The organism is Mycobacterium sp. (assembly GCF_035640695.1).
In the GTDB taxonomy this organism is placed as follows: Bacteria; Actinomycetota; Actinomycetes; order Mycobacteriales; family Mycobacteriaceae; genus Mycobacterium.
Map to the genome: position 1 here is coordinate 1 of NZ_DASQVQ010000124.1, position 12,621 is coordinate 12,621.

The 12,621-nt window shown below is 67.8% G+C and carries 15 protein-coding genes; 10 read left to right on the forward strand and 5 right to left on the reverse strand.

Annotation, left to right across the window (positions count from 1 at the left end; all coding sequences use genetic code 11):
- On the reverse strand, positions 1-513 hold a 513-nt coding region (locus tag VE759_RS14375), incomplete at its 3' end, for a 1,4-dihydroxy-2-naphthoate polyprenyltransferase (protein ID WP_324933519.1).
- Positions 514-528: 15 nt separating this feature from the next.
- Here VE759_RS14375 and VE759_RS14380 point away from each other — a divergent pair.
- The 4 genes from VE759_RS14380 (at position 529) to VE759_RS14395 (ending at position 4,293) form a co-directional block, all read left to right on the forward strand.
- The gene (locus tag VE759_RS14380) at positions 529-1,323 is read left to right on the forward strand and encodes an S-methyl-5'-thioadenosine phosphorylase (RefSeq protein ID WP_324933522.1); all 795 of its coding nucleotides are present in this window, start codon (positions 529-531) and stop codon (positions 1,321-1,323) included.
- Positions 1,320-2,351 carry an NAD-dependent epimerase/dehydratase family protein gene (locus VE759_RS14385; RefSeq protein WP_324933526.1) on the forward strand — a complete coding sequence of 344 codons (1,032 nt, stop codon included), beginning with the start codon at positions 1,320-1,322 and terminating at the stop codon, positions 2,349-2,351. Before VE759_RS14380 ends, VE759_RS14385 begins: the two co-directional genes overlap by 4 nt.
- A 63-nt stretch (positions 2,352-2,414) precedes the next feature.
- On the forward strand, positions 2,415-3,161 hold the full coding sequence (locus tag VE759_RS14390; RefSeq protein WP_324933561.1) for an alpha/beta hydrolase: 747 nt from the start codon (positions 2,415-2,417) through the stop codon (positions 3,159-3,161).
- A 13-nt stretch (positions 3,162-3,174) separates the two neighbouring features.
- Complete coding sequence (locus VE759_RS14395) at positions 3,175-4,293, forward strand: nitronate monooxygenase (protein WP_324933529.1); 1,119 nt, start codon at positions 3,175-3,177, stop codon at positions 4,291-4,293.
- Positions 4,294-4,429: 136 nt separating this feature from the next.
- On the opposite strand, the gene VE759_RS14400 is transcribed toward VE759_RS14395, so the two are convergent.
- The 3 genes from VE759_RS14400 to VE759_RS14410 form a co-directional block, all read right to left on the reverse strand.
- Positions 4,430-6,157 (reverse strand): transposase, encoded by a 1,728-nt coding sequence (locus VE759_RS14400; protein WP_422656576.1) that lies wholly within the window; start codon positions 6,155-6,157, stop codon positions 4,430-4,432.
- A gap of 145 nt (positions 6,158-6,302) precedes the next feature.
- Positions 6,303-7,322, reverse strand: a complete 1,020-nt coding sequence (locus VE759_RS14405) for a HAMP domain-containing sensor histidine kinase (RefSeq protein ID WP_324933532.1) — start codon at positions 7,320-7,322, stop codon at positions 6,303-6,305.
- Entirely contained in the window at positions 7,322-8,020 is a 699-nt protein-coding gene (locus VE759_RS14410) for a response regulator transcription factor (protein ID WP_324933536.1), read from the reverse strand. The genes VE759_RS14405 and VE759_RS14410 overlap by 1 nt, the downstream gene beginning before the upstream one ends.
- Before the next feature lie 105 nt (positions 8,021-8,125).
- Between VE759_RS14410 and VE759_RS14415 the strand changes: the two genes are divergently transcribed.
- From VE759_RS14415 to VE759_RS14435, 5 genes are read left to right on the forward strand one after another with little or no spacing between them, the layout of a single operon-like run.
- The gene (locus tag VE759_RS14415) at positions 8,126-8,776 is read left to right on the forward strand and encodes a glycosyltransferase family 2 protein (RefSeq protein ID WP_324933539.1); all 651 of its coding nucleotides are present in this window, start codon (positions 8,126-8,128) and stop codon (positions 8,774-8,776) included.
- A complete protein-coding gene (locus tag VE759_RS14420; protein WP_324933542.1) occupies positions 8,773-9,444 on the forward strand; it encodes a TIGR04282 family arsenosugar biosynthesis glycosyltransferase in 672 nt (223 codons plus the stop codon). The genes VE759_RS14415 and VE759_RS14420 overlap by 4 nt, the downstream gene beginning before the upstream one ends.
- Positions 9,434-10,063: a methyltransferase domain-containing protein gene (locus tag VE759_RS14425; RefSeq protein WP_324933545.1), complete on the forward strand. Its 630-nt coding sequence runs from the start codon at positions 9,434-9,436 to the stop codon at positions 10,061-10,063. The genes VE759_RS14420 and VE759_RS14425 overlap by 11 nt, the downstream gene beginning before the upstream one ends.
- The gene (locus VE759_RS14430) at positions 10,060-11,163 is read left to right on the forward strand and encodes a molybdopterin-dependent oxidoreductase (protein WP_324933547.1); all 1,104 of its coding nucleotides are present in this window, start codon (positions 10,060-10,062) and stop codon (positions 11,161-11,163) included. Before VE759_RS14425 ends, VE759_RS14430 begins: the two co-directional genes overlap by 4 nt.
- A gap of 29 nt (positions 11,164-11,192) precedes the next feature.
- Entirely contained in the window at positions 11,193-11,648 is a 456-nt protein-coding gene (locus tag VE759_RS14435) for a hypothetical protein (RefSeq protein WP_324933550.1), read from the forward strand.
- Here the strand turns inward: VE759_RS14435 and VE759_RS14440 are convergent.
- Positions 11,581-12,066: a carboxymuconolactone decarboxylase family protein gene (locus VE759_RS14440; protein ID WP_324933553.1), complete on the reverse strand. Its 486-nt coding sequence runs from the start codon at positions 12,064-12,066 to the stop codon at positions 11,581-11,583. The two genes, VE759_RS14435 and VE759_RS14440, sit on opposite strands and share 68 nt — an antisense overlap.
- 159 nt (positions 12,067-12,225) lie before the next feature.
- Between VE759_RS14440 and VE759_RS14445 the strand changes: the two genes are divergently transcribed.
- A partial coding sequence (locus VE759_RS14445) for a sigma factor (protein ID WP_324933558.1) occupies positions 12,226-12,621 on the forward strand: 396 nt, incomplete at its 3' end.

The following is a 12,621-nucleotide window of genomic DNA, read 5'->3' on the forward strand; positions in this document are numbered from 1 at the left end:
CAGCCCGACCCAGTCAACCCGCAGCGCCTGGGTGTATTGCGTACCCAGCACGGCGACAAGCCCGAAGAAGACGAACACCGCGACCTCGCCGAGCCCGAGGTAGCCGTAGGGCTTCGCCCCGCCGGTGTACAGCCACGCCCCAGCGATGCACAGTGCACCCACCGCGATCAGCCACGGCGCACTGAACCAGGCGAGCACCACCCCGGCCACCGCCGCGATACCAAGGCTGACCACGGCGGCCGTCAGCACCGCGCGCGGCGCCGCCAGCTTGGAGCCGACGAGCCGCAGCGGCCCGGCCCGGACGTCGTCGGTGCCGCGGATGCCGTCGGAGTAGTCGTTGGCGAAGTTGACGCCGACGATCATCGCGACCGCGACGAGCAGGGCCAGCAGGGCTTTCCACCAGCAGGCCCCGTGCAGCCAGGCGGCGCCGCCGGTGCCGGCGATCACCGGGGCGATGGCATTGGGCAACGTGCGCGGTCGGGCGCCCTCGACCCACTGCGCGAAACTGGCCACGAGCGCCATCCTGGCATGACGCAGAATGGTCGAGTGTTGGGAGTCATCGGCGGCAGCGGTTTCTACACGTTCTTCGGATCTGACGCCCGCAGCATCAGCCTCGATACCCCGTACGGCGCGCCGAGTGCGCCGATCACCGTCGGCACCGTCGGCCAGCACGAAGTCGCGTTTCTGCCCCGGCACGGCGTCAAGCACGAGTTCTCCCCGCACACCGTGCCCTACCGCGCGAACATGTGGGCGCTGCGCGCGCTGGGCGTGCGCCGCATCTTCGGGCCGTGCGCGGTCGGCAGCCTCATACCCGACCTCGGCCCCGGCGCGATGGTGGTGCCCGACCAACTGGTGGACCGCACCAGCGGGCGCGACGACACGTATTTCGATTCGGGCGGCATCCATGTCGGTTTCGCCGACCCGTACTGCCCGACGTTGCGGGCCGCTGCGGCGGACCTGCCGGGCGTGGTCGACGGCGGCACGATGGTGGTGATCCAGGGGCCCAGGTTCTCCACCCGCGCCGAGAGTCGGTGGTTCGCAAGCCAGGGTTTCACGCTGGTCAACATGACCGGCTATCCCGAGGCGGTGCTGGCGCGTGAGCTCGAAATGTGTTACGCCGCCATCGCTTTGGTGACGGATCTGGACGCCGGCATCGAAACCGGTTCCGGTGTCAGGGCGGTCGACGTGTTCGCCGAGTTCGAACGCAACCTGGTGCCGTTCAAGAAGCTGGTGCACGAGGCCATCGATCAGGTGACCACGGAGCGCACCTGCACCCACTGTCTGCCGCACGACGGTGTCGAGCTGCCGTTCGATCTGCCATGAGGGTGCTGCTGACCGGGGCAGCCGGATTCATCGGAACGCGGGTGGGCGCCGCGTTGGCCGACGCCGGCCACGACGTGGTGGCGGTCGACGCGATGCTCGCCACCGCGCACGGCGCGAATGCCGAACTGCCGCCTGATGTTCAGAAAGTCGACGTGCGTGACGCCGCCGCGTTGGCGCCGCTGCTCGAGGACGTCGACGTGGTGTGCCATCAGGCGGCGGTCGTGGGGGCCGGGGTCGATGCCGCGGACGCGCCGTCCTATGGCATCAACAACGACTTCGGTACGGCGGTGCTGCTAGCGGAGATGTTTGCGGCCGGCTGCCGGAGGCTGGTGTTGGCGTCCTCGATGGTGGTCTATGGCCAGGGCCGCTACGAGTGCGATTTACATGGGCTCGTCGATCCGCTGCCGCGCACGCGAGCCGATCTCGACGCCGGTGTGTTCGAGCACCGTTGCCCGCTGTGCGGGGAGCAGGTGCACTGGCGGCTGGTCGACGAGGATGCGCCGTTGCGGCCCCGCAGCCTGTATGCGGCGAGCAAGGCCGCGCAGGAGCACTACGCGCTGGCGTGGGCCGAGGCGGCGGGCGGGTCGGTGGTCGCGCTGCGCTATCACAACGTTTACGGGCCAGGCATGCCGCGGGACACACCGTATTCGGGCGTGGCGGCGATCTTCCGTTCTGAGCTCGAATCGGGAGACGTGCCACGGGTTTTCGAAGACGGCGGTCAGATGCGCGACTTCGTCCACGTCGACGACGTCGCCGCCGCCAACGCGGTGGCGGTAGACGCAGATTTCGCGGGCTTCTCTGCGTTCAACGTCTGCTCCGGGCGGCCGATCTCGATTCTGGAGATGGCCACCGAACTGTGCGAGACCCGCGGCGATGTGCTGCCGCTCGTCACCGGTCAGTACCGCAGCGGCGACGTGCGGCACATCGTTGCCGACCCCGCGCGGGCAGCGCAGGTGCTGGGCTTTCGCGCGGCCGTCGATCCGCGCGACGGGTTGCGCGAGTTCGCGTACGCGCCCCTGAGGGATTAGGTGCGTTCGGCGCTGCGGATTCTGGTTATCGTCACCCTTGTGGCGTCGGGTCTGGTCGGGTTCATGTGGTCGCAGCAGCGACGGTTGATCTACTTTCCGTCGCCGGGGCCGGTGCCCTCGGCCCCGTCGGTGTTGCCGAACGGGCGCGACGTCGTGCTTGATACCGAGGACGGAATCCGGTTGGGCGCATGGTATTTCCCCGCTGGCCGCACCGCTGTCCTGGTGTGCAACGGCAACGCGGGCGACCGCGCGATGCGGGTTGAGCTGGCGGCGGCGCTGAACCGCCTTGGGCATTCGGTGTTGTTGTTCGACTACAGGGGCTACGGCGGCAACAAGGGCCGGCCCACCGAGGAGGGTTTGGCAGCCGACGCACGCGCCGCCGAGGCCTGGCTCCGTGCGCAACCGGAAATCGAGCGGGTGGTGTATTTCGGCGAATCGCTCGGCGCCGCAGTGGCAGTCGGACTGGCCGTGCAGCGACCGCCTGCGGCGTTGGTGCTGCGGTCTCCGTTCACGTCGCTGGCCGATGTCGGCGCGGTGCACTACCCGTGGCTGCCGGTGAGTCGGCTGCTGCTCGACCGCTATCCGTCGATCGACCGGATCGCATCGGTGAGGGCGCCGCTGTTGGTGATCGCGGGCGACCGTGACGACATCGTCCCGGCCGCGCTGAGCAAGCGGTTGTACGACGCGGCCGCCGAGCCGAAGCGGTACGTGGTGGTGGCTGGGGCGGGACACAACGACCCGCAGCTGCTCGACGGGCGGCAGATGATCGGCGAGATCGACGGGTTCCTGTCGGCCACCGATGTGACTTAGTGATACTGGTGGGGTGAAACCAGCGATCTGTGAACAGTTCGGTATCGATTTCCCGCTCTTCGCGTTCAGTCACTGCCGAGATGTGGTGGCCGCCGTCACCAACGCCGGCGGGTTCGGTGTGCTCGGAGCGACGGCATTCACGCCGGAGTGGCTGGACAAGGAGATGTCGTGGATCGACGAGCACGTCGGCGAAAAGCCGTACGGCGTCGACCTCATCGTGCCTGCCAAGTTCGAGGGCAAGGGCGAGAACCTCTCCCGCGGTGAGCTGGCCAGCCGTATTCCCGACGACTATCGCGATTTCATCGCCTATCTGCTGAGGGCCCATCACATCGAACCGGAGCAGTCAGCGCCGACGGGGCCGTCGTTCCTGTCCGGTGACACCGGCAAGGATCTGCTCGAGGTGGCGTTCAGCCACCCGATCAAGCTGATCGCCAACGCGCTGGGGGTGCCGCCGGACTACATGATCACGGCCGGTAAGGAGCGGGGTGTCCCGGTCGCCGCGCTCGTCGGCGCCAAAGAGCACGCGGTCAAGCAGGTCGAGGCGGGTGTCGACCTGATCGTCGCGCAGGGCACCGAGGCGGGCGGGCACTGCGGCGAGGTCACGACGCTGGTGCTCATCCCCGAAGTCATCGAGGCGATCGAGGGCGCGGTGCCGGTGCTTGCGGCGGGAGGCATCGTCACCGGCAGGCAAATGGCCGCAACAGTGGCGATGGGTGCGGACGGAGCATGGACGGGATCGGTGTGGTTGACGACGGAGGAGGCCGAAACGGCGCCGCACACGGTGCAGAAGATGTTTGCGGCGACGTCGCGAGATACCATCCGTTCGGCTGGCCGTACGGGAAAGCCTGCGCGACAACTGAAGTCGGAGTGGACGAACGCGTGGTTGCCTAATGAGGGCGGACGCAAGCCGTTGCCGCTGCCGCTGCAGTCGATGTTGAGCGAGCCGATCATCCGCCGCATCGACGTGTTGGCGTCGCAGGGCCATCCGGGCGCGCAGGCGCTGGCCACATACTTCGTCGGCCAGGGCGTGGGCCTGATGAACAAGGTGAAGCCGGCCCGTGAGGTGGTGCGCGAATTCATCGAGGATTACCTGGCGGCGACGGAGCGGCTGAGCGACTCGCTGCCCGACTAGCCCCGGTCGAGTGGCCACTTATTGCACGCATTTTCGCCGAAACGGGCTGTTTCTGAATCGTGAGCCTGGTGTGGCGGATGAGGCATGGATGAAATGGTCGTCTGGTGGTGGCCGTCGGCGGGTTGGTCCCTAGCCGTTAGCTGAACGCGGGCGTCGGGGCTGTGCCGCTGATCAACTTCATCAGGTTGTGGACCAGGGCGTGGAAGCTGAATTCTGCTGCTGCCCTGTCGATTCCACGGCTGGTGAAGCGTCGGAATCCGAGGTTGTGTTTGGCATGGGCGAACGGCGTTTCGGCGATATGGCTGCGCTGCTTGTAGAGATCGTGACCCTCGGGAGTGCGCAGCCGGTGCGCCATCGCCTCGATCGGGGTGGCGTCCGGTGGGGGTGGTCCGACGGCAGGCTCATCGCGGGCAGCAGCGGCCAGGTCACGGGTCTTGCCGACCGCGATCAGCCGGTCAGGTCCAGGCGCGGTGAGGTTGTCCTCGCTGAGATAGCCGGCATCAGCGAGCACGATCCCGACCCCGGCGGGTGACCCCGCGGTGGGGCGGTGGGCATCGATGAGCATGGCAGCGGCGGTGGTCTTGTCCATGATGGTGGGAAACGCGGTCGCGTCGCTGGGGTTGTTGCCCACGCTAGTGGCGATGATCAACCCGTCGCTGCTGGTAGCGGCCTGGCAGTTGTAGCCCTGCAGCCAGCCCCCACCGCGTAGCGGCATCATCCGTGACTGCGGATCGGTGATATTTCGTTTGGGCGCTTTGGGTTTACGCCCGCCCGCCGACGCCGCATCGGCCTCGGACTCGACGGCTGCGGCCTCCTCGGCCCGGGCGACCTGCTGTCGAGCCTCACGTTCGGCGATCGCCCGGTCTAAGGCGGCCTGGGCCCGTCGGACCTTCTTGTCGTCGTCGACCGAACCCGGCACATGTCCACCGCGGAAGGGGCGCGCCCAGAAGGCATCAATCTTGTTCTGCGCGCGAGCCCGATGCACGGCCAGATTCTCTTCGAGTACCTCAACGCGGATCTCGGCAGGCGGGCGCCCCATCGGCACCTGCCGACCCTGCTCATGCTGCGCGCGATACCGCTCCAACAGGGCGTCACGCTGCCGCTGCTTTTTCTGCTCACGCTGCTGCCGGCGGGCCGCGGCCGCCTGCTGGTCCCTGCCCCCGGCAGCGGTATCGGCCTTCAATTGCTCGATCGCCTCAGCAATGCGTCGGGCCCGCGAGCTGGGATCCACCAGATCCTCGGGCACCTCATCACCGCGTCGGCCCGGCCCATACCACTCGTCCTCGGCGGCATCGGTGGCCGCATGCTCAGCGGCCGCTTTGGCGGCCACCTCACGCGCCTTCCCTAGGTCGATGTCGACCTGCTCAGCAGCGGCTTTACGCAGCCCCTCTGCGGTGCGGTTGGCCGCCATCGACGCATCCGAGGCGATCTTGACTGAATCAATGGCCACCACCCCCAACCGGCCCATCCCCAGCCGGGCACACAACCCCAGCACCTGCGCGAACAGATCCTCACACACCACAGCGGCTTGCGCGCGAAACCGGGAGATCGTCACATGATCCGGCCCATCACCAGCGCAGACGATCCGAAACGCCACATCACGCTGGCACAACCGCTCGATCACCCGCGACGAGCGCACTCCCTGCGCCCACGCCCAAATCAACACGGTCAGCAGCATGTCGGGGTCATAACCGGCACGGCCCGCTCCGCCGGTGCGCCGCACAGCGTGCAACAAGGTGGTATCCAGATCCTCAACCACCTTGATCACCAACCACACCGGATCCCAGGCCGGCAACCAGTCGCGCATATTCTCCGGCATCAAGAACTGCTGATCACGATCCACCAGGCGATATCCCTTGGCCACCAACCCATCTAAACGACACCCACCACCAGCGCCGGTAGGACATGCCGATCAGCACCGATCAATACCACTCAATTTTGAAACAGCCCGGTTGCGCAAGAAACGTGCGATAAGTGGCCGCTCGAGGCCGGTCGACGCGGAGCCCGACCTAGTCCGCCAGCGGCAGCCGCACCTCGAACCGCGCACCGGTCGCCAGGTTGTGGGCCGACAACGTGCCCCGATGCGCCTGCACCAATCCCGCCGCGATCGCCAACCCCAGCCCCGATCCACTCGGCAGCGACGAGTCCGCCCGCGGCACCCGGTCATTGGACCCTCGATACGCCACGTCGAAGACCCGCGGCAGGTCGGCCTCATCGATGCCGACGCCGGTATCGTCGACGCGGGCCCACGCTCCGAGATCGTCGGACCCCAACGCCAGCAACACCTTTCCGCCCGACGGCGTGTGAGCAATCGCGTTCGCCACCAGATTGGACAGCACGCGCACCAAGGCTCGGTCGCTGCCGAGCACCCGCACCGGCTTGTCGGGTAGCTCGGCCCGCAACAACACTCCCGCGCGCTCCGCGGAGATCCTGTGCGCGGCAAGCACGTCGTCAACAACCTCGTCGAGCGCCACCTTGTCGAACATCGGTTCCACCGCACCCGCATTTATCTTCGACATCTCGAACAGGTCATCGACCATGTCTGATAGCCGAATCGACTCCTGCTCAATCGTTTTCGCGTGCACACGCACCTCGGCATCCGGAACCACGCCGTCGGCGATCGCCTCCGACACCGCCCGGATCCCTGCCAGTGGCGTGCGCAGGTCGTGGCTGACGAACGCGACCAGCCGGCGCCGCGAATGCTCGGCCGCGCGTTCGGAATCGCGAATCTCCTGTTCCCACACCGTTCTTCGGGCCTGATAACGCGCCAGCATCACCGCCGCGGGAATCGTTACCACGGACACGATCACCAACACGATGGCTATCCGCTCGAACGTCTCGGTGATCATGAACCCACTGGCGCCCAGCACACCAGTGAACGTTGCCAACGTCGGGATCAGCACCAGCGCCACCATGCTGACCGCCAGCGACCACGACCGCGCCAACCGGATGATGATCGCCCCCGCCAGCACGACGGGCACCGAGCAGCCCAGCGCCAACGCGGCGATCTCCCACAGGTCGGTCGGCACTAGATCCCCGCCTCTTCGCGCGGGCGCTCATCGCTCCACAAATATCCTCGGCCCCACACCGTTTGAACCCGGTGGTGATCACCGAGTTTGGACCGCAGCCGCTTGACGTGCACCGTGACCGTCGACAGATCACCGAAGTCCCACCGCCACACCCGCTTCAGCAGCTCCTCGCGGGAGAACACGGTGTCGGGGTGGGTGAGGAAGAACATCAGCAAGTCGAATTCGCGGTTGGTCAGGCTGACTGGTTCACCGTCGATCGTCACCGAGCGGGCGGCCGACGAGACCGTCATCTCGCCGACCGCAATCTCCACCGGCGGCACCCCGGCCGGCGACGGCGCCCGCCGCAGCACCGACCGCACCCGCAGCGCCAGCTCACGCGGGCTGAACGGCTTGGTGAGGTAGTCGTCGGCGCCCGCCTCCAGCCCTGCGATCCGGTCGTCCTCCTCGCCCAGCGCGGTCAACAAGATCACCGGCATCGCATAGCCGCCGCGCTGTCGCAGGCTGCGACACAGCGTCAAACCGTCAGGGCCGGGCATCATCACGTCGAGCACCGCGACGTCGATCTGCTCGCAGCCAAGCAGCCGCAGCGCCTCTGTGCCGTCGTGCGCGATCGCGACGTCGAGGCCGTCGCGCTCCAGATACCGGCGCACGACATCGCGCACCACGATGTCGTCGTCGGCGATCAGCACCCGCGTCATATTTCTGACCTTATCCTCGCGGCGCTGCTACCAGCGCCTATGTCATTGTTCCGTCACCGTTCATTCGTTGCCGCCGACGCCTTGGACGGCCTACCGTCCACAGATATGCGCGACGTCACGGTGGTGCTGCCCTGCCTGAACGAGGCGGCATCGCTGCCCGGGGTGCTGGCGTCCATGCCCGGCGGGTATCGGGCGCTGGTGGTCGACAACAACAGCACCGACGGCACCGCGGACGTGGCACGTCGGCATGGCGCCGACGTGGTCGCCGAACAGCGGGCCGGCTATGGATCGGCCGTGCATGCCGGGGTGATGGCGGCGACGACGGAGATCGTGGCTGTCCTCGACGCCGACGGCTCGCTCGACGCCCGCGAGTTGCCCGCATTGGTGGACGAACTCGACCGCGGCGCCGATATGGCCATCGGGCGGCGCCGCGCCGTCGACGGACTGAAATGGCCATGGCACGCGCGCCTCGGCACGGCGGCGGTGTGCTGGCGGCTGCGCACCCGATACGGGTTGCCCGTCCACGACATCGCGCCGATGCGGGTGGCGCGCCGCGAGGCGCTGCTCGAACTGGATGTCACCGACCGCCGCTCCGGCTATCCGTTGGAACTGCTGGTGCGCGCAGCGCAAGCCGGCTGGCGGGTGGTCGAACGCGACGTCGCCTACGGGCCTCGCACCGGCGGAAAGTCGAAGGTCAGCGGGTCGGTTGGCGGCAGTTTCATTGCGGCGCTTGACTTTTGGCGGGTGATCTCATGATCCCGGTCGTCGTGCTGGTGGTCGCAAGGGCGCCGGTGCCAGGCCAAGCCAAGACCCGGCTGGCGGCCAGCATCGGTGTCGAGGCGGCCGCCGACATCGCCGCCGCCGCGCTGTTGGACACGCTTGACGCGGTGGCCGCGGCACCGGTTGCCGCGCGCGTGGTGGCGCTGACGGGCAGCCTTGACGACGCAAGAGCGGCCGACGACATCCGGGCCCGCCTCGCCGATTTCAGGGTGGTGCCGCAGCGCGGCGCTGGCTTCGCTGAACGGCTGGCCAACGCGCACGTCGACGCCGCACAGGCCGCGGGCGGCCTTCCGGTGCTCCAAATCGGCATGGACACCCCGCAGGTGACCGACGAGCTGATCGGCGAATGTGCCCGGGAATTGCTCGCAGCGGACGCGGTGCTCGGGCTTGCCCGGGACGGCGGCTGGTGGGTACTCGGCGTGACCGATGCCGCGACGGCCGCGTGCCTGCGCACGATTCCGATGTCCCGATCCGACACGGGCGCTGTAACGCTGGCGGCCCTTGGCGACACTGGGGCAACTGTGAGCCTTGTTCCCACACTCGCCGATGTGGACACGGTCGACGACGTCGACGCAGTCCGCGTGCAATGCGCGCCTGACAGTCGGTTCGTCCGCGCGACCCAGGGCGTGTCGCATGCTCGGTAACCTCTACGACCGCGCGCTTGATGGTGAGCGGTGCTGGGTGCGCCACGACGACGGGCGCGTGGTCCGGCTGCCGGTGCGCCGCTGGCTCGGTGGGCGCAACGGCGACGAGCGCTTCGACCGTGCGCTGGTTGCCTTGTGTAGCGGCCCGACCATCGATTTGGGTTGCGGCCCAGGCCGTTTGGTGGCCCACCTGGTTCAGCGCGGCGTGCCTGCCCTCGGCGTTGACCTATCTGCCACCGCTGTAGCTCTTGCGCGCCGCAGCGGCGCCCCGGCCCTGCGGCGCGACGTGTTCGGCCCGCTGCCCGGGATCGGCCGGTGGCACAACGTGCTGCTCGCCGACGGCAATGTCGGCCTCGGCGGCGACCCGCGCCGGATCCTGCGGCGGGCCGCCGAACTTTTGCGACAGGGCGGACGCTGTCTGGTCGAATTCGACTCCGCCGTCGACGGAATCCACGCCGGATGGGTGCGGCTCGAATCGTCGCGCGCGATCGGCCCGTGGTTCCGATGGGCGTCGGTCGGCATCGACTGCGCGGCGCGGTTGGCCGACGACGTCGGCCTCACGGTCACGGACATCTACCCGATCGGCCGCCGCGTGGTGGCCAGCTTGGCAGTGAGATGAAGACCGCGACGTTGCGCGGCACGGCCGTCACCGCCCGCGTCGGCCTCGCATTGGGCATCGCCGTAGCCGTCTGCTTCGTCACCGGGCTGATCAGCCATTTCATCCAGCACCCGCAACCATGGTTCTTCTGGCCCACCCGGCCGGTGTGGCTGTATCGCGTCACGCAGGGCTTGCATGTCATCTCTGGCATCGCAGCCATTCCGCTGATCGTCGTCAAGCTGTGGTCGGTGTGGCCAAAGCTGTTCGAGCGCCCCATCTTTGGCGGGCTGGTCCGCCAGATCGAGCGGCTGTCGATTCTGGTGTTGGTCGGCTCAATGCTGTTTCAGCTGTCGACAGGACTGCTGAACATCGCGCAGTGGTACGCATTCAAGTTCTTCTTCACCACCAGTCACTACGCGATGGCCTACGTCGCGGCGGGCGCGGTGCTGGTGCACATCGGCGTGAAGCTGCCGATCATCCGCCGGGCGCTGGGCGAGCCGGTCGACGACGCCCCCGCGACTGTCGGCCCGACACGGCGCACGGTGCTGCGCGGCACATGGCTCGCGGTCGCACTCGCCACTGTCGTGACGGCAGGCCAGACGATCCCGCTGCTGCGTAAGGTGTCGGTACTGGCACCCCGTTCAGGGCAAGGGCCGCAAGGAGTTCCGATCAACCGGTCGGCAATCGCGGCGGGTGTACTGCGCAGCGCGCGATCGCCGGACTACCGGCTGACGGTGACGAACGGGTCGACGACCAAGGCGTTCAGCCTCGCCGACTTGCAGGCGATGCCCCAGACCACCCACCGGCTGCCGATCGCCTGTGTCGAAGGGTGGAGTGTGGACGCCGAGTGGACCGGGGTGGTGCTGGCCGATCTCGTCGCCGCCGTCGGCGGCCCGAAAGACTCTGACGTGCGGATGATCTCGCTGGAGCCGCCGGGGCCGTACTCGCGGACGGTGCTGCCTGCGCGGCATGCCCGAGACGCCAAGACGTTGATCGCGCTGAAGCTCAACGGCCAAACGCTGGACCTCGACCACGGGTATCCCTGCCGGTTGATCGCACCGTCCAGACCCGGTGTGCTGCAGACGAAATGGCTGGCACGCATTGAGGTGGTGGCGCCGTGAGCGCGCCGCCATCGGGAGGAAGTGGTGCCATGAGGCTGTCGCTTGTCGTACTCGGAGTCCTCCTAGGCGGATACGGCGCCGTGCTGCTGTGGGAGAACCCCCCGGTGATCATCATGCGGATCCTGGTGTGGGCGTTGGTCGGCGTGGTGCTCCACGACCTGGTGTTCGCACCAGTGTGTGTGGCATTGGGTTTCGCCGCCCGCAGACTGATCCCGGGCAGGTGGTGGCCGCCCATCGCGGTGGCCGCGTTCTGCAGCGTCGTGTTGGTGTTCCTCGCCATCCCGGTGTACGGCAAGCCCGGCATGCGCCCCGACAACATGACCGTCCTTGACCGCAATTATCCACTGGGGCTGTGGCTTTCGCTCGCCGCCGTGTGGGCATGTGTGCCGCTGTATTACCTCGGGGCGCGGCTGCCGATCAGGCCGATACGCTGGCGAGCATCCCGGGCTGGTAAGACCCCGCCGGATTCCGCACAATCACGTTGAGCCGGTTCGCCGCATTGATCAGTGCGACCACGCAGAGCAGCGCGGCGATCTGGTCGTCGTCGTAGTGCTTGCGAACCTGGGCCCACGTCTCGTCGGACACGCCCTCATGCGCATCGGCGAGCCGGGTGCCCTCCTCCGCCAGCGCCAGCGCAGCCCGCTCGGCGTCGGTGAACACGGTCGCTTCACGCCACGCCGCGACCAGGTTCAGGCGTACCGCGCTTTCGCCTGCGGCCGCGGCCTCCTTGGTGTGCATATCGATGCAGACAGCGCAGCCGTTGATTTGGCTGGCGCGCAGGCTGACCAACTCCTGGGTGGCCTTCGGCAGCGGCGATTGGTCGATCACCTGGCTGGCGCTGATGAACCGCTTCGCGAACTTGGCGGCGATTTCGTTGCCCATCATGTCGAATCGAGCGTCCATTACATCCTCCTCAAGTCGTGGTGTTGCATGGGACGTACATGAGATGCCGACCATCCGATCGCTGTGACAGCACGATGACGTGACGTGTGCCACAACGGTTTGGCTGTCACAAACCGGCGCGCAGCGGTGTCTAGTGGGGACACCGCGAAAGGGAGCCGAATGTCCGATGCCGCCACCGAGGCGTTCCTGAGGCACCGCAACCTGCTTTTCACGGCCGCTTACGAACTGCTGGGCTCGGCCGCCGACGCGGAGGACGTGCTGCAGGAGACGTGGCTGCGATGGGCGGACGTCGACCTGGACACGGTGCGCGATCAGCGCGCCTACCTGGTCCGGGTCGCCACCCGGCAGGCGCTCGGCCGATTGCGGACGCTCGGCCGTCGCAAGGAGTCCTACGTCGGGCCCTGGCTGCCCGAGCCGTTGCTCACCACGCCCGACGTGGCCGAGGACGTCGAGCTGGCCGACAGCGTCTCGATGGCGATGCTGCTGGTGCTGGAGACGCTCGCGCCGACCGAGCGGGCGGTGTTCGTGCTGCGCGAGGTGTTCGACCTCGGTTAC

What these genes read in the sequence shown, in the direction of transcription:
- VE759_RS14380 (WP_324933522.1), top strand. Translation starts at nt 529, where the DNA reads ATGACGCAGAATGGTCGAGTGTTGGGAGTCATCGGCGGCAGCGGTTTC.
- VE759_RS14385 (WP_324933526.1), top strand. Translation starts at nt 1,320, where the DNA reads ATGAGGGTGCTGCTGACCGGGGCAGCCGGATTCATCGGAACGCGGGTG.
- VE759_RS14390 (WP_324933561.1), top strand. Translation starts at nt 2,415, where the DNA reads ATGTGGTCGCAGCAGCGACGGTTGATCTACTTTCCGTCGCCGGGGCCG.
- VE759_RS14410 (WP_324933536.1), bottom strand. Translation starts at nt 8,020, where the DNA reads ATGACGCGGGTGCTGATCGCCGACGACGACATCGTGGTGCGCGATGTC.
- VE759_RS14415 (WP_324933539.1), top strand. Translation starts at nt 8,126, where the DNA reads ATGCGCGACGTCACGGTGGTGCTGCCCTGCCTGAACGAGGCGGCATCG.
- VE759_RS14420 (WP_324933542.1), top strand. Translation starts at nt 8,773, where the DNA reads ATGATCCCGGTCGTCGTGCTGGTGGTCGCAAGGGCGCCGGTGCCAGGC.
- VE759_RS14425 (WP_324933545.1), top strand. Translation starts at nt 9,434, where the DNA reads ATGCTCGGTAACCTCTACGACCGCGCGCTTGATGGTGAGCGGTGCTGG.
- VE759_RS14430 (WP_324933547.1), top strand. Translation starts at nt 10,060, where the DNA reads ATGAAGACCGCGACGTTGCGCGGCACGGCCGTCACCGCCCGCGTCGGC.
- VE759_RS14435 (WP_324933550.1), top strand. Translation starts at nt 11,193, where the DNA reads ATGAGGCTGTCGCTTGTCGTACTCGGAGTCCTCCTAGGCGGATACGGC.
- VE759_RS14440 (WP_324933553.1), bottom strand. Translation starts at nt 12,066, where the DNA reads ATGGACGCTCGATTCGACATGATGGGCAACGAAATCGCCGCCAAGTTC.